This is a genomic window from Streptomyces sp. NPDC050211 (assembly GCF_040656035.1).
Taxonomy (GTDB): Bacteria; Actinomycetota; Actinomycetes; order Streptomycetales; family Streptomycetaceae; genus Streptomyces.
The window spans coordinates 13,653-29,806 of record NZ_JBFALC010000046.1; the positions used below are offsets into that span (position 1 = coordinate 13,653).

The window sequence follows — 16,154 nt, forward strand, 5'->3', positions numbered from 1 at the left end:
GTCCTTCGTACCGGCCCTTGGCCGTACTGGTCCTAGCCCAGCGTCCGCAGCGCCGGTACGAACGCCACCAGCACCGGCACCACCGGCACCAGCGAGGCCGCCGCGGTGAGCCGTAGCCGCCGGGCCGCCGAGAGCCGGTCCGGGGGAGTGAGCAGCCGGTTCACCCGCTGCGGCACATGGGTGTGCGGGGTGGCCCCGTGGCCGAACACGCCCCGGTCCTCGTTGAGTTCCACCAGCGCCAGGGCGGTGGTCAGGCGGCCGAAGCGCCGGGAGGCCGTGTCGTCGGCGGCGAGTTCGACCAGCCGGTGCATCTCGTCACGGAACGCGGCGAACACCGGCACCTGCGGAAACCCGCCCGCCAGCGCGGCCGAGCAGTGCAGCAGCCAGTCGTGCCGCGCCTGCGCGTGCCCCTCCTCATGGGCCAGTACGGCGTCCAGCTGCCGGCCCTTCAGCCGGCGCAACGCGGCGGTGGTGACGACCAGTTGGGGCCGCGCACCCGGCAGCCACCAGGCGTCGGGCCGCTCGCCCTCGAGGACGACCAGGCGATGACGCTCGGGCCCCTCGCCGGGCAACCGCGGGGCGCGGATGAGGAGTTCGGCCTCCCGCTGACGTCGCCGTGCGCGTGCCCGCGCGACCTCGCGGACCAGCATCGCCGCGGTCCACACCCCGCCCAGCGCGAGCGCCACCGCGGTCGTGGCGGCCCAGGGGCCGGTGGGGCCGAAGGCGTAGGCCTCCACGACGGCGTGCGGCGCGGGCGCGAACACATGGCCCCGGACCGCCTGCCAGGCCGCCGCCGCGCTGAGCGTCATCGACAGCGCGCAGCACAGGAGCACGGCCGCCACCACGCACTGCCACACCCACAGGGCGACGACGGGTTCACGGTCCGGCCAGTCGGCCCGGGCGATCAGCCGAGGGGCGACCACGGCGGTCAGGGCGCCGAGCAGCAACAGTGCCGCGGGGACCATCATGGGAGCACCCTATGAGCGGCGGAACGCTCAGGGGTACGGCTTGTTACGCCGAAGTGACGCAGACCACGGCCGTATGCGGCCCGTACTCACACCGCCAGCAGCATCGCGACCATCCCGATCCCCATCGACAGCCGGCAGGCCCGCGCCAGCTCCGGCCGGTCGCCCCACCCCACGCTCCCGCCACCGGCGCCGACGGGCACCAGCCGGGCGCCGGACAGCAGCACGTACGCCATGAAGTACGCCAGCAGCGCCGCCGTGACGAGCGGGACGCCGGAATCGCCGTGCCGTCCCGGCGATGCGGCCATCGCCAACGCCATGTAGACCATGGCCGCGGCGCCGACCAGATGGTGCAGATGGTGGGCGTGTGTCCGGGCCGCCCACAACGCGTGCAGCGCGGCCACACCGAACACGGCCGCGTACACGGGCCAGGCCCACGAAGGCGGCGTGAACACCGCGGTCGGTACGGCCATCGCGGCCATGCCGAAACCCATCAGCGCCTCACCGCCCGCGGCACGGCGCTGCTCCTCGACGCTGCTGCGCATCCGCAGCAGACAGTAGGCCCCGGTCGCCGCGCACAGCGCGACCAGCAGCCAGCCGGACGAAGCCGGTCCGTGCACACGCACCTCCGCGGTCGACGGTCGCGGCCACTCGCTCAGGAGATGCCCGGGACAGGCGGGGCGCATACGAGCGCAAGGGTGTACACGGGGGGCATTCGGTGGAGCACGTGAAGGCGAGGGCGGACGCTGCCCCGGCGAGTGGTGGCAGCGTGCGCTGCCCGTCGCCTCAGCCCTCGTCCCCCGCGAGGTAGACCCCGAACACCGCCCCCTGCGGGTCCCGCAGCACCGCGATCCGCGGCCCGTGCGGTACGGACGTCGGCTCCATGAGGACCGTGCCGCCCGCTCCTGCCGCGGTGGCCGCGCTGGTGTCCACGTCGGCCACGGCGAAGTAGGGCAGCCAGTGGGTCGGCACCTCGGGCGGGAACTTGTCGTCCATCGTGGTCATGCCGCCGAAGTCGGCGCCGTCGATGCCCCACTGCGTGTAGTGCGCGGAGGAGTTGACGCTCCAGCCGAAGACCGTCGTGTAGAAGGACTCGGCGCGCTCCGGCGCCCGGGTCAGCAGCTCCACCCAGCCCAGCGCGCCGGGCGCGTTGAACAGCCCGGCGCCCGGGAACGCCCGTGCCTGCCACAGCTGGAAGGCGGCACCGGTCGGATCGAGAGCCACCGCGAACCGGCCCACATCGAACACGTCCATCGGACCGACCAGCACCGTCCCGCCGGCCTCCGCCACCCGCTGCGCCGCCTCGTCGGCGTCGGCCACCGCGAACGACACGTTCCACGCGACGGGCTGCCCCTCCTGGTACAGCGGGGTCAGCGCGGCGACCGGGGCGTCGCCGAGGTGGGCCATCGTGTAGCCGCCCGCGTCCTCGCGCGGATCCGTCACGGTACGCCAGCCGAACAACTCCTCGTAGAACCGCTTGGCCGCCGTCAGGTCATCGGTTCCGAGCTCGGTCCAGCAGGGTCCGCCGGGCACCGGCTTGTCGAGCTTCATGGCGATCCCTCCGTAGGGCAGACACGGCGATCTCCTCCAGCACGCTATGCCCCGCTCGGGCGCCCGGCCATCCGACGCGAATCCACTGGTGCCCGGCGCCGCCGCCGACGTACCCTCGGGCCCGTACCGCATCGCATGGCGGCCTCCAGCCCGACCCGTTCTCCCGGAGGTCCCGCATGCCCGCGCCCACCGTGCGCCCCTTCCACCGCGCCGACCGCGACCAGCTCACCGACCTGATCAACGCGCATGTCGCCGCCGTCGTCCCCGGTGTCTCCGTCTCGGTGAACACGGTGCTCAGCAGCCTGGAGCGACAGCCGGACGAGTTCATCACCGACCCGTGGGTGGCCGAGCGGGTGACGCTCGTCGCCGAGCAGCGTGACTACGTCGTGGCCGCCGCGCATCTGCTGCGGTACCGCGCCGACGCCGAAGTGGGCGAGTGCTACCGGGACATCGGTGAGATCGACTGGCTCGTCTGCCATCCGTCGGCCTCGTTCTGGCCGGACGCCGACGAGGCGGCCGATCTGCTGATGAGCGCGTGCCTCGCTCAACTGGCCCGCTGGGGTGTCCGTGCCTGTTACGCGAGCGGCGAGCTACCTGCCCCGGTCGTGTACGGCCTGCCCCGGAACTGGCCGCACATCCGAGCCGTTTACGAACGTGCCGGGTTCCGGCACACGGGGGACACGGAGGTCATCCTGATCGCGCGGGTGTCCGATCTGCCGGTGTCGGAGCCGTGGCCGGGCGTCAGGGTCGAGCGCACGCTGGGGGAGTGCGGTACGCGGCTCACGGCGTACGCCGATGGTGCTCCTCTGGGCTTCATCGAGGTCGACACGACGTTGGCTCGCCCTGAACGCCACGCCCGTGCCGGTGGCCTCGCCGACATCGGCAATCTGCACATTGAGCCGGCTCAGTACGGACGGGGCGTCGAGCGGCGGCTGCTTGCCCAGGGTGCGGATTGGCTGCGGTTGTGTGGTGCGGATCGGCTGCTTGCCTACGGGGCGGCTGCGGACGGCACGATGATCGGCCATCTGACTTCGGCGGGGTTTCGGGAACTGGCCCGGACCGATCGGGGGTGGGCGCTTCCTGGGGTGCCGCGCTAGGTCGTTGGGCGTCTGCGGGTTCGTTGTGGTTGATCGCGCAGTTCCCCGCGCCCCTTTGGGGCGCTCAAGTCCCCGGCCTGTAGCGGATCGGGTGGTCCGGCGGTACCTCTACCAGCACGATTCGCGTTCCGTCCGGATCCGCCACCCACATCTCGATCAGGCCCCACGGCTCCTTCACCGGCTCCCGGACGATGTCGACGCCCTTCGTCCGTAGCTCCTCGTACGCCGCGGTCGCGTCCTCGACCTGGAGCCACAGCCGCACGGCCGGGGACGGCGAAGTGTCCGAGCGGCTGGAGATTTCGAGGAAGCCGCCGCCCAGGAAATAGACCGTGCCGCGTTCCGGGCCCGTGCCGAACTCGCGGTAGACGGCCAGGCCCAGTTGCTCGCCGTAGAAGAGCCGGGACCGTTCGGGATCGGTGGGGCGCAGGAGGGTCCGGCTGCTCAGTACGTGCACCATGCACCCGGAGCCTAGTGGCTGCGTTACCCTCGTCGGTGCCCGAGCCGCGCCGCAGATCGGAGTCGCACTCCATGGAGACCGCAGCCAACGGACTGACGTTCCGAGACGCCGTCGACAGCGATGTGGACGCGCTGGTCGCACTGATCGAGTCGGCGTACCGCGGTGACTCCAGCAGGACCGGATGGACCACGGAGGCGGACATCCTCCAGGGGCAGCGGACCGACCCGGAGGGCGTGCGGGCCGTGATCAAGTCGCCCGACAGTCGGCTGTTGACGGTGGAGCGGGACGGGCGGGTCGTCGCCTGCTGCCAGCTCGAACATCGTGATGATCACGCCTACTTCGGGATGTTCGCGGTCAGCCCCGATCTCCAGGGCGACGGCCTCGGCAAGGTGATCATGGCCGAGGCGGAGCGCACGGTCCGCGAGGAGTGGGGCGCCACGGAGATGCACATGACCGTGATCTCCGTACGCAATGACCTGATCGCCTGGTACGAGCGGCGCGGCTACCGCCGTACGGGACGGATGAGTCCGTTCCCGTACGGCGACGAGCGGTTCGGCATTCCGCTCCGCGACGACCTGCAGTTCGAGCTGCTGGTCAAGGAGCTGGGCTGAGCGTCACGCGGTGAAGCGGCCGGTGCGTTTGATCTCCGGGTAGTCGGTGGTCGCGCCGTCCAGTTCCAGAGCCCGTACGAGCCGCAGCTGGTCCTGGGTGTTCACCACCCAGCCGATGATCCTGAGGTCCGCCTTCCGGGCGTGCTCCACGATCTCCAGGGTGAGCCGGCGGATGTTGAGGCAGACCGTCCGTGCACCGGCCTCGACGGCGCGGTCCACGATGTCGGTGCCGTAGCGGCTGGCGATGAGCGCGGTGCGGACGCCGGGCACCAGGCGGGCGATCTCGGCGATCGCCTCGTCGTGGAACGAGGACACCTCGACCCGGGCGAGCAGATCCCGCCTGTGCATGACCTCGGACAGTGCCCGCGCCGCCGCCTCGTCCTTGATCTCGGCCTGGAGCGGGCACTTCACCGCGTCCAGGACCTCCTCGAAGACCGGTACGCGCTCCCCGCGGCCCGCGTCCAGGGCGCGCAGCTCGGCGAGGGTCTTCTCGGCGATCGGGCCGGTTCCGTCGGTCGTGCGGTCCACGTCCGCGTCATGCATGACGACGAGGGCGCCGTCCTTGCTCAGGTGCAGATCGAGTTCGATGACGTCGAGGCCGGCGTGCTCGGCGGCGACGAAGGAACGGAGGGTGTTCTCGGGTTCGATACCCATGACTCCGCGGTGACCGATGGTAAGGAAGTTCAAGGTTCCAACTCGCTTCCGTCGACGGCGGCTCGGGCACACGGGAAACGACACGGACGTTTCGCGCGGCAGGGCCGCAGCCTAATGGCCCTTCCCTGTGATGTACCCGCGCGTTCACCGGGGATTGGCGTGGCGCGCAAGGCGGAGCTGCCCGTCGTCGCCGGGCGCGGTCACCCGGGCGTGGGCGAGTCCTGCGCGGATTGACCGCGGGTGGCTCCGACGCTCGGGCCATGTGTGCCCGCGCGCGGCCGAAGTAATCGCCGTCACGGCATCAGGCGGGAAAAAGTTCGGTGACAGTGGGGTGTGCGCAGGATAATTTCCCGAGGCTGTTCTTGCTGGAAGGAACCCCGTATGCATACGGTGTCCTTACGCGAGGTTCTCCCGTGGAGGATGGGACATGACGGAAATTCTTGTGCAGGTGGGTGCGGGGGACCAGGTTCCTCCGGTGGTCAGGGTGGTGGAGCACCCGGCATGGCCCGTGCTCAAGGATGCCGTGGAGCGGATCCGGCCATGGCAGTCCAAGGACGGATCGATCGACTTCGAGGCCGAGGGCGCCCCTGATCGCGCGGACGCCGAGCGCGTCGTGCGCCGGATCATCGACGCCGTCGCGGAGCTCTCCCCGCTGATCCCGCACGACCGCGCCTACCACGACGCCCTCGTCGAGGATCTGCGCCGCTGGGCCGACGGCGGGTTCGGGGTGCCGGACTTCCTCGACTCGCTGCTGGCGTTCCAGCCCGCCGCGCACCGCGCGGACGGCCTCCAGCATCTGGTCGTCTTCCCGATGTACACGCAGAACGGCAACCCCGACCGCAACCTCGAAGCGGTCGTCCTGCGCATGGTCTGGCCGGACTGGCTGGCCGAGCTGGAGCGCACCCGCTACGACAACCCGCTGTTCTGCGGCATCAAGTTCGAGGACTTCACGGCCGGTTACGACACCAACTCCGCCGTCCTCTTCCCCGAGACCATCGCCGTGCGCGAGGCGCCCGAGCGCTTCTCCTGGGGCGGCATCTTCTGTGACCGTGAGGCCGCCCGCTTCCGCCGCGTGACCGCGGCCGCCGTGGACGTCCTCGGCCTCGAGCTGCCCGAGGACATCGCCGCCATGGTCCACGACCAGAAGCGCTGCGAGGAAGCGTTCGTCCTGTGGGACATGGTCCACGACCGCACCCACAGCCATGGCGACCTGCCCTTCGACCCGTTCATGATCAAGCAGCGCCAGCCGTTCTGGATGTACGGCCTGGAAGAGCTGCGCTGCGACCTCACGGCCTTCAAGGAGGCCGTGAAGCTGGCCGCGGACGGTGTGCCGCAGGCCCGTGACGTGCAGTACGCGGTGCTGTTCGACCGCATGTTCCGCTTCCCGGTCACCGGCGAGCGCGTCCGCAACTACGACGGCCTCGGCGGCCAGCTCCTCTTCGCCTACCTGCACAAGCACGACGTCGTCCGCTGGACCGACAACAAGCTCTCCATCGACTGGGAGCGCGCACCCCAGGTCACCAACCAGCTGTGCGCCGACATCGAGCAGCTGTACCGGGACGGCATCGACCGCCCCAAGCTCGTCCACTGGTTCAAGGGGTACGAGCTGGTCTCCACCTACCTCGCTCCGCACCCCGGCTCCAAGTGGGCCAAGGGTCCCGACGCCCTCGACCTGACGCTGCCGCCGCGCAAACTCGTCGATGACGTGCTTCCGGACGAGTTTCCCCTGAGCATGTTCTATGAGGCGCTGTCCAAGAAGCTGAAGAACGTGATTGCCTCGACTCGGGGCATCACGGCGGACTCCGCCGAGCGGGTCGCCGCGTGAGCGACCGCACCAAGAACGTGGCTCAGGAGGCGAAGACCATGGGGAACGGGGCTCTCAGCGGTGCGGTGATCGCGGTGGCCGGTGCGGGTGGACCCGCCGGGCGGGCGGCGCTGCTCAGGCTGGCCGAGGCGGGTGCGACCGTCGTCGGCTCGGACAACGACCCGGAGCGGCTGGCCGAGGCCGTGGACGCGGCCAGTTACGCACACGGTGGTGCCACCGTCGTCGGTGACACGGTCGATCTGCTCGACCTCCAGTCCACCCACGACTGGGCGACCCGTATCGAGAAGGACTTCGGCCGGGTCGACGGCCTGGTCCACCTCGTCGGCGGCTGGCGCGGCAGCGAGACCTTCACCCGGACCAACCTCGACGACTGGGACTTCCTCGAGCTGCTGCTGATCCGCACGGTGCAGCACACCTCCCTCGCATTCCACGAGGCCCTGCAGCGCAGTGACCGCGGCCGGTACGTCCTGATCAGCGCGGCCGGCGCCAGCAAGCCCACCGCGGGGAACGCCGCCTACGCCGCCGCCAAGGCCGCCGCCGAGGCGTGGACGCTGGCCACCGCCGACTATTTCCGCAAGGCCGGGGGCGAGCAGGGCCCGAACGCGGCGGCTGCGATCCTGGTGGTGAAGGCACTGGTGCACGACGCGATGCGCGCCGAGCGACCCAACGCGAAGTTCGCGGGCTTCACGGACGTCAAGGACCTGGCCGAGGCCATCGTCGGAGTCTGGGAGAAGCCCGCCGCCGAAGTGAACGGAACCCGTCTGTGGCTGACCGAGAAGCCGTGAACCCTCCGAAGACCGACGCCCGCCGCCATCACGATCCGGAGCTCCGCGGTTTCGCCAGCGACAACTACGCCGGGGCCCACCCCGAGGTGCTCGCCGCCCTGGCCCTGGCCAACGGCGGGCACCAGGTCGCGTACGGCGAGGACGTCTACACCGAGAACCTCCAGCGGATCATCCGCAGCCACTTCGGCGCCACCGCGGAGGCTTTCCCCGTCTTCAACGGCACCGGCGCCAACGTCGTCGCGCTCCAGGCGGTCACCGACCGCTGGGGCGCGGTGATCTGCGCCGAGAGCGCGCACATCAACGTCGACGAGGGCGGCGCCCCCGAGCGCATGGGCGGCCTGAAGCTGCTCACCGTGCCCACACCCGACGGCAAGCTCACCCCCGAGCTGATCGACCGGCAGGCGTACGGCTGGGACGACGAGCACCGGGCCATGCCGCAGGTCGTCTCGATCGCCCAGAGCACCGAACTCGGCACCGTCTACACGCCGGACGAGATCCGCGCCATCTGCGAGCACGCCCATGCGCACGGCATGAAGGTCCACCTCGACGGCTCCCGCCTCGCCAACGCGGCGGCCTCGCTCAACATGCCCATGCGGACCTTCACCGACGCGGTCGGCGTCGATCTCCTCTCCCTGGGCGGGACCAAGAACGGCGCGCTGTTCGGCGAGGCGGTCGTCGTCATCAATCAGGACGCCGTCCGCCATATGAAGCACCTGCGCAAGCTGTCCATGCAGCTCGCCTCCAAGATGCGCTTCGTGTCGGTGCAGTTGGAGGCGCTGTTCGCCAGGGACCTGTGGCTGCGCAACGCCCGCCACTCCAATGAGATGGCCCAGCGGCTCGCGGAGGGCGTGCGCGCGGTGCACGGCGTCGAACTGCTCTACCCGGTGCAGTCCAACGCCGTGTTCGCGCACCTTCCGCACGACGTGAGCGAGCGCCTGCAGAAGCGGTTCCGCTTCTACTTCTGGGACGAGGCCGCGGGCGACGTCCGCTGGATGTGCGCCTTCGACACGACCGAGGAGGACGTGGACGCGTTCGTGGCGGCGCTCAAGGAGGAGATGGCCCGCTGAGGGCCGCGCCGTGCGTCAGTTGACGACGATGGCAGTCCTGTTGTTGCGCAGGTTCGGATCGAACCGGCGGATGTCGAGTTCTGTCTCCTCGATGACGGTGGCGACGGTGGTGCGTGCCCCGCGCACCACCTGGTCGATCCGCAACTGGACCTCGATGGTGTAGGACGCCTTGTCGTGCAGGTAGATCGGCGTCCAGCAGAAGTACGTCGTGGCGGACGGACCCTCCTCGGACGGCGGCAGCACATAGCAGTCCTCCGGCAGCCCGACGACCGTCGTGCCCTCCGGCGCCTGGAACCGCACCATGGTCACGGGCGCGCCCGCGCCCAGCGACGCCACCCACGCCGGTCCGCGGTTGTACACGGTCACTCCCGCGGTCACGGTCTCACCGACGGCGCCGGTCACCCGGCTGCCGATGAGTTTCAGGTCCGCGGTGTTCCGGGCGTCGAGAATCACGCTCCGTGCGTTGTCCGACAGATCGAGGTCGTCGTCCTCGGCCGCGGCCACCGGAAGAAGGTCCAGCTCGGCGCCGGTGCCCCGAGTCCATGTCCAGTCGCCGCGGATGTCTTGCAGCCTTTCGTCCGAATACGGCTCGACGGAGTGGTCGAACCGCTCATACAGCGCCTTCCGCCCGACGCCCAGCTCGGTCACCAGCGTGTGCTCCTGCCCCGGCGCCACCGGCTCGTCCAGCACGCACACCGCCGATGTGCCGGTCTCGTGCTGCCGGTACTCGCAGTTGGAGTGCCGCTCCTTGAACCGCAGGCCGTATGAGGCGTCGAGCCACAGCAGCGTCCGGTCCACGGCCCGGTTGCCGCTGTTGACGACCGTCGCCCGCACGCTGGTGTCCGTGCCCGGCCCGAGTCCCCGCTGGTCCTCGGCCTGGCTGAGTCCGAGATCCGGTCCGTCGCCGAGGGCGACCTGGGTCTGAGCGGTGTGCGACGTCAGCTCCCCCGCGGTGGCCGTGTACCGCACGGACCCCGATGCGCTGAGGTCCGCGTCCGGCAGCGCGCGGAGCCCGAGCCGGGCGGCGGTCACGCTCTTCGTCCCGGCCGGCATCTCCGGGAAGGCGCAACTCGCCTTGGCGGCCGACTCGGGCACGCAGTTGTCCGGCCACGACACCTGGGCGAAGGAGGCGATCTCGCTCGCGTCCACGGTGAGCTGCCCGGCCGGAACGCCGTTGTCGAGGTTGTCGTGGGCGATGTCCACAGTGAGCCGGCGCTCAGGTGCGCTGCCGCCCGCGTCCGGCCCCGGCAGCACTGTCTCGGACGGCACGCTGATCCACAGCTGGTCGGAAACGGCCTGTGCGGCCCCGGTCCCGGCCACTGCCAGGGCACATCCGGCGAGCGCCCCCGCGAGAAGGCGGAGCCTCACGCGTCGTGTCGGTTTGGTCTGCGTCTGCTTCATCTGTTCCCCCTCGTCGACGGTCTGCCGGTGGCCGAGACCGGCGGCACGGGGGATGGGTTGTGCCGGAGCGGCGGGTTGCGGCGGTCTTCGGCCGTTCTTCCACCGGCAGACCGAGCTGTCGCATAAATATGCGTTGTGTAGAAAATTCATTGACGACCAGGTGATCGCATTCCTATGCTCTGCAGACATGGAGCTCACTCAGGAAACCCCTGACCTGTCCGCCTATTTGGCTGCCGACGACATCATCGACCACAACCATCCGCGCGTACGGATGACGGCTGCCCACCTTGCCGGGAAGGCGCAGGACTCGTATGCCTATGCGCGGCTGGCGTTCGAGTTCGTGCGTGACACCATCCCGCACTCCCAGGACTCCGGCGATCCGCGGGTCACCTGGCGTGCTTCCGATGTCCTGGAGCAGGGGACCGGCATCTGCTACGCCAAGGCGCACGCCCTCGCGGCGCTGCTGCGGGCCGAGGACATCCCGACGGCGTTCTGCTATCAGCGGCTGGCGGACGACGGCGACGGGCACGTCGTGCACGGTCTGGTCGCCGTCCGGTTCAACGGAGCCTGGCATCGGCAGGACCCCAGGGGCAACAAGCGCGGCGTGGACGCCCAGTTCTCGCTCGACGGTGAACGGCTGGCGTTCGTGGCCGAACCCAAGTCCAATGAGGTGGACTATCCGGTGTTGTACGCTGAACCTCATCCGGTCGTGCTGAACGCGCTCAAGGCGGCGCGCGACCGGCCGCACCTGTGGCAGACGCTTCCCACCGCACTCTGAGGCAAGGCCGACCATGACTCTCACGCTGACCGTGTCCGACGAGGTGCGCGCCCTCGCACCCGGCTTCACGCACGTCGCCATCGAGGCGCACGGCCTCGTCAACGGGCCCAGCACCGACGCCAGTTCGGCGCTCCTCGACGACGCGGCCCGGCGGCTCGCCGTACGCCTGGACGGGCGCGCGCCGCACGAGGACCCGCACATGGCGGCCTGGCGGGCGGCCTACACGGCCTTCGGGTCGAAGCCCTCACGCACCCGCAACTCGGCGGAGGCGCTGGCCAAGCGGGCGTTGTCGGAGGCCGGGCTGCCCCGGATCAATGTGCTCGTCGACCTCTACAACGCCATCAGCGTCGCCCACCTGATCCCCGTGGGCGGCGAGGACCTCGACCACATCCAGGGCGGCATGCGTCTCGTCCGTGCCACCGGCGACGAGGACTTCGTGACCGTCGCCGCGGGCGAGGAGGTCGTCGAGCACCCCGACGCCGGCGAGATCGTGTGGTGCGACGAGGCCGGGGTGACCTGCCGCCGCTGGAACTGGCGCCAGGGGCCGCGCACCCGGCTCACCGAGGAGACCGTCTCGGCGATCTTCCTGCTGGAGAGCATGGCGCCGATGCCGGTCGCCGACGTCGAGCAGGCGGCTGCCGAACTCGCCGAACTGCTGGAGAAGTTCAGCCCCGGCGCGCACCTCGAGATCCGTCCCGCAGAACCGGCGCGGGACTGATCCGCCGCACTGGCCCGTCTCTGCCGGGACCCTGACGGTCGGTGTGACGCGCGGTGTCAGCGGGCCTCGGCCGCGCGGACCTCTTCCGGTGTGGGCGCCGTACCACCGAGGTGCGCCGGCATCCACCAGGTGTCCTGGGCGTCCTTGGGGCGCACGGGGTAGGCGCGCTGGGCCGCTTCGAGGAGCTCCTGTACGGCCTCGCGCAGCTGGCGCGTGATGGCGCCGGCGTACTTGTCGCGGGATGCCTCGATCGCCTCGCCGACCCGGATGGTGATCGGGGTGTGGCTCCGCTTGAAGTTCTTCGGGTGGCCCTTGGTCCACAGCCGCTGCGTGCCCCACACGGCCATCGGGATCAGCGGTACGCCCGCCTCCTGGGCCAGTCGCGCGGCGCCCGACTTGAAGGTCTTCAGCGTGAACGACTCCGAGATCGTGGCCTCCGGGAAGACCCCGACGATCTCGCCGGAGCGCAGCGAGTCGAGCGCGTGCTTGTATGCCGCCTCACCCTGCTTGCGGTCCACGGGGATGTGCTTCATCCCGCGCATCAGCGGCCCGGAGATCTTGTGCCGGAACACGGACTCCTTGGCCATGAAGCGGACGAGCCGCTTCTGCGGGAGCGCCGCCAGGCCGTCGAAGATGAAGTCCAGGTAGCTGATGTGGTTGCTCACCAGCACGGCGCCGCCCGAGCGCGGAATGTTCTCCGATCCCTTGCAGTCGATCTTCAGGTCCCACGCCTTGAACAAAGTGAGGGCGAGACCGACAACGGGACGGTAGACAAGCTCTGCCATGGACGGGGTGAACCCTTCCTTCTCTGCCAGGGAAAGGGCTCCCGGCGGGAAAGTTACGCAGCCGTAGGTTTACGGCATCTCGCAGATCGTGCCCCAAGAACGCACGGACAGCCAGTGTTGGTTCCTGGGAAGTGCGAGATCCTCGTCACGTCGACACCATGATCCACCTCGGGCTTTTACGTCACCTTTACTCCGCACGTACGGGAACCCTTCGTACGACCAGGCACATCTCGCAGCCCAGCAGTACCCGAATGCAGCAGTGAGAAACGGGGGACGTGCGCGGCAGGGGCGAAGGAATCTTTGGAGTCGTGTGCGTGCTGACGAGAAGATGAGGGGCCTGGTGGCGGCCCCTACGGAGTGCCGCGTCGGCGGCGAACGGGAGAGTGCGGGTGCGCGGGCGCGACGACGGACAGCGGCTGGGCGCGGCCGAGTTGGGCCAGGATCTCGGTGAGCGCGCCACCCTCGTGCAGTTCTCCAGCGCCTTCTGCGCACCCTGCCGGGCGACCCGGCGGGTCCTCGGTGAGGTGGCGGACATGGTGCCGGGCGTGGCCCACGTCGAGATCGACGCCGAGGCCCGGCTGGAGCTCGTACGCCGACTCGGCATCCTCAAGACCCCGACCGTGCTGGTTCTCGACGCCGACGGTCACGTGGTGCGGCGGGCAACCGGTCAACCGCGCAAGGCGGATGTGATCGCGGCGCTGGGGCAGGCGGTGTGAGTGCGTGAGCCATCTCCCAGGTGACGAGACGCACTTGACTGTGTGCACCATCTATCGTCAACCTGACCGTATGTCTTCGGAACTCCTTCTCTTCGGACGGGCGCACATCGACCTCGTCCGTACCGCGAGCGCGCGCTGTCCGGGTCGTTGAACACCCAGCACACCGACAGGACCGCTGCCGACTCCCCCCAGAAGGACCACTCCATGACGGCCACGCCCGATCTGGTCACCCCTCAGCTCGCCACGACCGACCTGTTCCGCTCCGTCTTCCGGCGGCACGCGGCGGGCGTCGCCGTGATCACCGCCTACGGTGACCGGGGACCGGTCGGCTTCACCGCCACCTCCCTCACCTCGGTCTCCGCCGAACCCCCGCTCGTCTCCTTCGGTATCGGCACCGGCGCCTCCAGCTGGCCCGCGATGGCCCGGGCCGACCATGTCGGGGTGCACATACTCGGCGAGCATCAGCGCGAGCTGGCCGCGACCTTCGCGCGCAGCGGTGCCGACCGCTTCGGCCCGTCCACCGGCTGGCGGGAGGGGCCGGAAGGTGTTCCCGTCCTCGATGACGTCCTCGCCTGGCTCGTATGCCGGGTCCACGCGCGCGTGCCCGCCGGGGATCACCGTGTGGTGCTCGCCGAGGTCGTGCACGGGGACCCCTCGGGACCCGGACGTCCGCTCGTGTACCACCAGGGGCGGTTCACCGCACTGCGTGACTGACCGGGCTGCGGACTCTTCTGCGGGAGCGTCGAGTTCCGGTTACGCTGCGTTGCAAAGGTCACAGTTCAAAGCGCTTGCTTAGCGGGCAGGAACTGGGTGTACTGACGAGTAATATTCCGGTCGGAGCGCGGGCCGCCCCGACCGGGATCGGCCGCTTGGGGCGCCTATGCTGCCTGCAAGTAGGCAGCAGAGAAATGTCGATGCAGTAGGAGAGCCGGCGTGAGCTTGAGGATCGTTGTCACTGTGAAGTACGTGCCCGACGCCACTGGCGACCGGCACTTCGCCGATGACCTGACCGTCGACCGGGACGACGTGGACGGTCTGCTCTCCGAGCTCGACGAGTACGCCGTCGAGCAGGCGCTGCAGATCGCCGAGGACGCCGACGACGCCGAGATCACCGTCCTGACCGTGGGCCCCGAGGACGCCAAGGACGCGCTCCGCAAGGCCCTTTCGATGGGCGCCGACAAGGCGATCCACGTCGAGGACGACGACCTGCACGGCACCGACGCCCTCGGCACCTCGCTGGTGCTGGCGAAGGCGATCGAGAAGGCCGGCTACGACCTGGTCATCTCCGGCATGGCATCCACCGACGGCACCATGGGCGTCGTACCGGCGCTGCTCGCCGAGCGTCTGGGCGTCCCGCAGGTCACGCTGCTGTCCGAGGTCTCCGTCGAGGACGGCACCGTGAAGGGGCGCCGGGACGGCGATGCCGCGTCCGAGACGCTGGAGGCCTCCCTCCCGGCCGTCGTGTCGGTCACCGACCAGTCGGGCGAGGCGCGTTACCCGTCCTTCAAGGGCATCATGGCGGCCAAGAAGAAGCCGGTGGAGTCCTGGGACCTGTCCGACCTGGAGCTGGAGGCCGAGGAGGTCGGCCTGGAGGGTTCCTACACGGTCGTCGACTCCGCGGCCGAGCGCCCGGCCCGTACGGCGGGCACGATCGTCAAGGACGAGGGCGAGGGCGGCAAGCAGCTCGCTGAGTTCCTCGCGGGCCAGAAGTTCATCTGAGCCCTGATTCGCTGACCGCCCCCTCACACTTCGCAAGCAGGAGAGAAGAAGTCCCATGGCTGAAGTTCTCGTCTACGTCGACCACGTGGACGGTGCCGTCCGCAAGCCCACCCTGGAGCTGCTGACGCTGGCCCGCCGCGTCGGCGAGCCCGTCGCCGTCGCCCTGGGCAACGGCGCCGCCGACACCGCCGCCACGCTCGCCGAGCACGGCGCCGTGAAGGTCCTCACCCACGAGGCCGCCGAGTACGCCGACTACCTGGTCGTCCCGAAGGTAGACGCCCTCCAGGCTGCCTGCGAGGCCGTCTCCCCGGCCGCCGTGCTGGTGTCGTCCTCCGCCGAGGGCAAGGAGATCGCCGCCCGCCTCGCGCTGCGCATCGGCTCCGGCATCATCACCGACGCCATCGACCTGGAGGCCGGCGACGAGGGCCCGGTGGCCACGCAGTCGGTGTTCGCCGCCTCCTTCACCACCAAGTCCCGTGTCTCCAAGGGCACCCCGGTCATCACGGTCAAGCCCAACAGCGCCGCCGTGGAGGCCGCCCCGGCCGCCGGCGCAGTCGAGGCGCTCGCCGTGACCTTCTCCGAGAAGGCCACCGGCACCAAGGTCACCGCCCGTACGCCGCGTGAGTCGACCGGCCGCCCGGAGCTGACCGAGGCCGCGATCGTCGTCTCCGGCGGCCGTGGCGTGAACGGCGCCGAGAACTTCGCCGTCATCGAGGCACTCGCCGACTCCCTCGGCGCGGCCGTCGGTGCCTCGCGTGCCGCCGTCGACGCCGGCTGGTACCCGCACACCAACCAGGTGGGCCAGACCGGTAAGTCGGTCTCGCCGCAGCTGTACATCGCCTCCGGCATCTCCGGCGCCATCCAGCACCGCGCCGGTATGCAGACCTCGAAGACGATCGTGGCGATCAACAAGGACGCCGAGGCCCCGATCTTCGACCTCGTCGACTACGGCATCGTCGGCGACCTCTTCGACGTCGTCCCGCAGCTCACCGAGGAGATCAAGACCCGCAAGGGCTGATCCGCCG

At 70.1% G+C, this 16,154-nt stretch carries 18 protein-coding genes; 11 read left to right on the forward strand and 7 right to left on the reverse strand.

Annotated elements, in window-relative coordinates:
• Positions 1-32: 32 nt before the first annotated feature.
• The 3 genes from AB0I98_RS34215 to AB0I98_RS34225 form a co-directional block, all read right to left on the reverse strand.
• Complete coding sequence (locus tag AB0I98_RS34215; protein ID WP_362948718.1) at positions 33-968, reverse strand: M56 family metallopeptidase; 936 nt, start codon at positions 966-968, stop codon at positions 33-35.
• Between the two features lie 86 nt (positions 969-1,054).
• Positions 1,055-1,585 carry a DUF5134 domain-containing protein gene (locus AB0I98_RS34220; protein WP_362948720.1) on the reverse strand — a complete coding sequence of 177 codons (531 nt, stop codon included), beginning with the start codon at positions 1,583-1,585 and terminating at the stop codon, positions 1,055-1,057.
• Between the two features lie 166 nt (positions 1,586-1,751).
• Positions 1,752-2,516 (reverse strand): VOC family protein, encoded by a 765-nt coding sequence (locus AB0I98_RS34225; RefSeq protein WP_362948722.1) that lies wholly within the window; start codon positions 2,514-2,516, stop codon positions 1,752-1,754.
• A 176-nt stretch (positions 2,517-2,692) separates the two neighbouring features.
• Between AB0I98_RS34225 and AB0I98_RS34230 the strand changes: the two genes are divergently transcribed.
• Positions 2,693-3,613: an N-acetyltransferase gene (locus tag AB0I98_RS34230; RefSeq protein WP_362948724.1), complete on the forward strand. Its 921-nt coding sequence runs from the start codon at positions 2,693-2,695 to the stop codon at positions 3,611-3,613.
• Between the two features lie 64 nt (positions 3,614-3,677).
• On the opposite strand, the gene AB0I98_RS34235 is transcribed toward AB0I98_RS34230, so the two are convergent.
• On the reverse strand, positions 3,678-4,070 hold the full coding sequence (locus AB0I98_RS34235) for a VOC family protein (protein ID WP_362948726.1): 393 nt from the start codon (positions 4,068-4,070) through the stop codon (positions 3,678-3,680).
• 71 nt (positions 4,071-4,141) lie between these two features.
• Between AB0I98_RS34235 and AB0I98_RS34240 the strand changes: the two genes are divergently transcribed.
• The gene (locus tag AB0I98_RS34240) at positions 4,142-4,681 is read left to right on the forward strand and encodes a GNAT family N-acetyltransferase (RefSeq protein ID WP_362948727.1); all 540 of its coding nucleotides are present in this window, start codon (positions 4,142-4,144) and stop codon (positions 4,679-4,681) included.
• A gap of 3 nt (positions 4,682-4,684) precedes the next feature.
• Here the strand turns inward: AB0I98_RS34240 and AB0I98_RS34245 are convergent, their stop codons facing one another.
• Positions 4,685-5,368 carry a glycerophosphodiester phosphodiesterase family protein gene (locus AB0I98_RS34245; RefSeq protein ID WP_362948728.1) on the reverse strand — a complete coding sequence of 228 codons (684 nt, stop codon included), beginning with the start codon at positions 5,366-5,368 and terminating at the stop codon, positions 4,685-4,687.
• 394 nt (positions 5,369-5,762) lie between these two features.
• Here AB0I98_RS34245 and AB0I98_RS34250 point away from each other — a divergent pair, with 394 nt between their 5' ends.
• From AB0I98_RS34250 to AB0I98_RS34260, 3 genes are read left to right on the forward strand one after another with little or no spacing between them, the layout of a single operon-like run.
• The gene (locus AB0I98_RS34250; RefSeq protein ID WP_362948730.1) at positions 5,763-7,160 is read left to right on the forward strand and encodes a DUF6421 family protein; all 1,398 of its coding nucleotides are present in this window, start codon (positions 5,763-5,765) and stop codon (positions 7,158-7,160) included.
• A gap of 38 nt (positions 7,161-7,198) precedes the next feature.
• Positions 7,199-7,945 (forward strand): SDR family oxidoreductase, encoded by a 747-nt coding sequence (locus AB0I98_RS34255; RefSeq protein ID WP_362948824.1) that lies wholly within the window; start codon positions 7,199-7,201, stop codon positions 7,943-7,945.
• The gene (locus tag AB0I98_RS34260) at positions 7,942-9,012 is read left to right on the forward strand and encodes a low specificity L-threonine aldolase (protein ID WP_362948732.1); all 1,071 of its coding nucleotides are present in this window, start codon (positions 7,942-7,944) and stop codon (positions 9,010-9,012) included. Before AB0I98_RS34255 ends, AB0I98_RS34260 begins: the two co-directional genes overlap by 4 nt.
• Before the next feature lie 15 nt (positions 9,013-9,027).
• On the opposite strand, the gene AB0I98_RS34265 is transcribed toward AB0I98_RS34260, so the two are convergent.
• Positions 9,028-10,413, reverse strand: coding sequence for a hypothetical protein (locus AB0I98_RS34265; protein WP_362948734.1), 1,386 nt, complete (start codon positions 10,411-10,413; stop codon positions 9,028-9,030).
• Between the two features lie 187 nt (positions 10,414-10,600).
• On the opposite strand from AB0I98_RS34265, the gene AB0I98_RS34270 reads away from it, so the two are divergent.
• Together AB0I98_RS34270 and AB0I98_RS34275 are read left to right on the forward strand one after the other, a co-directional pair.
• Positions 10,601-11,191 carry a transglutaminase domain-containing protein gene (locus AB0I98_RS34270; RefSeq protein ID WP_362948736.1) on the forward strand — a complete coding sequence of 197 codons (591 nt, stop codon included), beginning with the start codon at positions 10,601-10,603 and terminating at the stop codon, positions 11,189-11,191.
• A 13-nt stretch (positions 11,192-11,204) separates the two neighbouring features.
• Complete coding sequence (locus tag AB0I98_RS34275; protein ID WP_362948738.1) at positions 11,205-11,909, forward strand: phenylalanine--tRNA ligase beta subunit-related protein; 705 nt, start codon at positions 11,205-11,207, stop codon at positions 11,907-11,909.
• Between the two features lie 56 nt (positions 11,910-11,965).
• Here AB0I98_RS34275 and AB0I98_RS34280 read toward each other — a convergent pair whose 3' ends face one another.
• Positions 11,966-12,694 carry a lysophospholipid acyltransferase family protein gene (locus AB0I98_RS34280; protein ID WP_362948740.1) on the reverse strand — a complete coding sequence of 243 codons (729 nt, stop codon included), beginning with the start codon at positions 12,692-12,694 and terminating at the stop codon, positions 11,966-11,968.
• Positions 12,695-13,077: 383 nt separating this feature from the next.
• Between AB0I98_RS34280 and AB0I98_RS34285 the strand changes: the two genes are divergently transcribed.
• The 4 genes from AB0I98_RS34285 to AB0I98_RS34300 all read left to right on the forward strand — a co-directional run bounded on the left by AB0I98_RS34285 (position 13,078) and on the right by AB0I98_RS34300 (position 16,147).
• Positions 13,078-13,410: a thioredoxin family protein gene (locus AB0I98_RS34285; RefSeq protein WP_362948742.1), complete on the forward strand. Its 333-nt coding sequence runs from the start codon at positions 13,078-13,080 to the stop codon at positions 13,408-13,410.
• Between the two features lie 204 nt (positions 13,411-13,614).
• On the forward strand, positions 13,615-14,124 hold the full coding sequence (locus AB0I98_RS34290) for a flavin reductase family protein (RefSeq protein ID WP_362948744.1): 510 nt from the start codon (positions 13,615-13,617) through the stop codon (positions 14,122-14,124).
• A 219-nt stretch (positions 14,125-14,343) separates the two neighbouring features.
• Positions 14,344-15,129 (forward strand): electron transfer flavoprotein subunit beta/FixA family protein, encoded by a 786-nt coding sequence (locus tag AB0I98_RS34295; protein WP_362948746.1) that lies wholly within the window; start codon positions 14,344-14,346, stop codon positions 15,127-15,129.
• A gap of 55 nt (positions 15,130-15,184) precedes the next feature.
• The gene (locus AB0I98_RS34300) at positions 15,185-16,147 is read left to right on the forward strand and encodes an electron transfer flavoprotein subunit alpha/FixB family protein (protein ID WP_362948748.1); all 963 of its coding nucleotides are present in this window, start codon (positions 15,185-15,187) and stop codon (positions 16,145-16,147) included.
• Positions 16,148-16,154: the final 7 nt, after the last annotated feature.

Coding starts and splice junctions, on each gene's coding strand:
- AB0I98_RS34255 (WP_362948824.1), top strand. CDS start 7,199: ATGGGGAACGGGGCTCTCAGCGGTGCGGTGATCGCGGTGGCCGGTGCG.
- AB0I98_RS34280 (WP_362948740.1), bottom strand. CDS start 12,694: ATGGCAGAGCTTGTCTACCGTCCCGTTGTCGGTCTCGCCCTCACTTTG.
- AB0I98_RS34290 (WP_362948744.1), top strand. CDS start 13,615: ATGACGGCCACGCCCGATCTGGTCACCCCTCAGCTCGCCACGACCGAC.
- AB0I98_RS34300 (WP_362948748.1), top strand. CDS start 15,185: ATGGCTGAAGTTCTCGTCTACGTCGACCACGTGGACGGTGCCGTCCGC.
- AB0I98_RS34230 (WP_362948724.1), top strand. CDS start 2,693: ATGCCCGCGCCCACCGTGCGCCCCTTCCACCGCGCCGACCGCGACCAG.
- AB0I98_RS34240 (WP_362948727.1), top strand. CDS start 4,142: ATGGAGACCGCAGCCAACGGACTGACGTTCCGAGACGCCGTCGACAGC.
- AB0I98_RS34275 (WP_362948738.1), top strand. CDS start 11,205: ATGACTCTCACGCTGACCGTGTCCGACGAGGTGCGCGCCCTCGCACCC.
- AB0I98_RS34250 (WP_362948730.1), top strand. CDS start 5,763: ATGACGGAAATTCTTGTGCAGGTGGGTGCGGGGGACCAGGTTCCTCCG.
- AB0I98_RS34225 (WP_362948722.1), bottom strand. CDS start 2,516: ATGAAGCTCGACAAGCCGGTGCCCGGCGGACCCTGCTGGACCGAGCTC.
- AB0I98_RS34265 (WP_362948734.1), bottom strand. CDS start 10,413: ATGAAGCAGACGCAGACCAAACCGACACGACGCGTGAGGCTCCGCCTT.
- AB0I98_RS34270 (WP_362948736.1), top strand. CDS start 10,601: ATGGAGCTCACTCAGGAAACCCCTGACCTGTCCGCCTATTTGGCTGCC.
- AB0I98_RS34235 (WP_362948726.1), bottom strand. CDS start 4,070: ATGGTGCACGTACTGAGCAGCCGGACCCTCCTGCGCCCCACCGATCCC.
- AB0I98_RS34215 (WP_362948718.1), bottom strand. CDS start 968: ATGATGGTCCCCGCGGCACTGTTGCTGCTCGGCGCCCTGACCGCCGTG.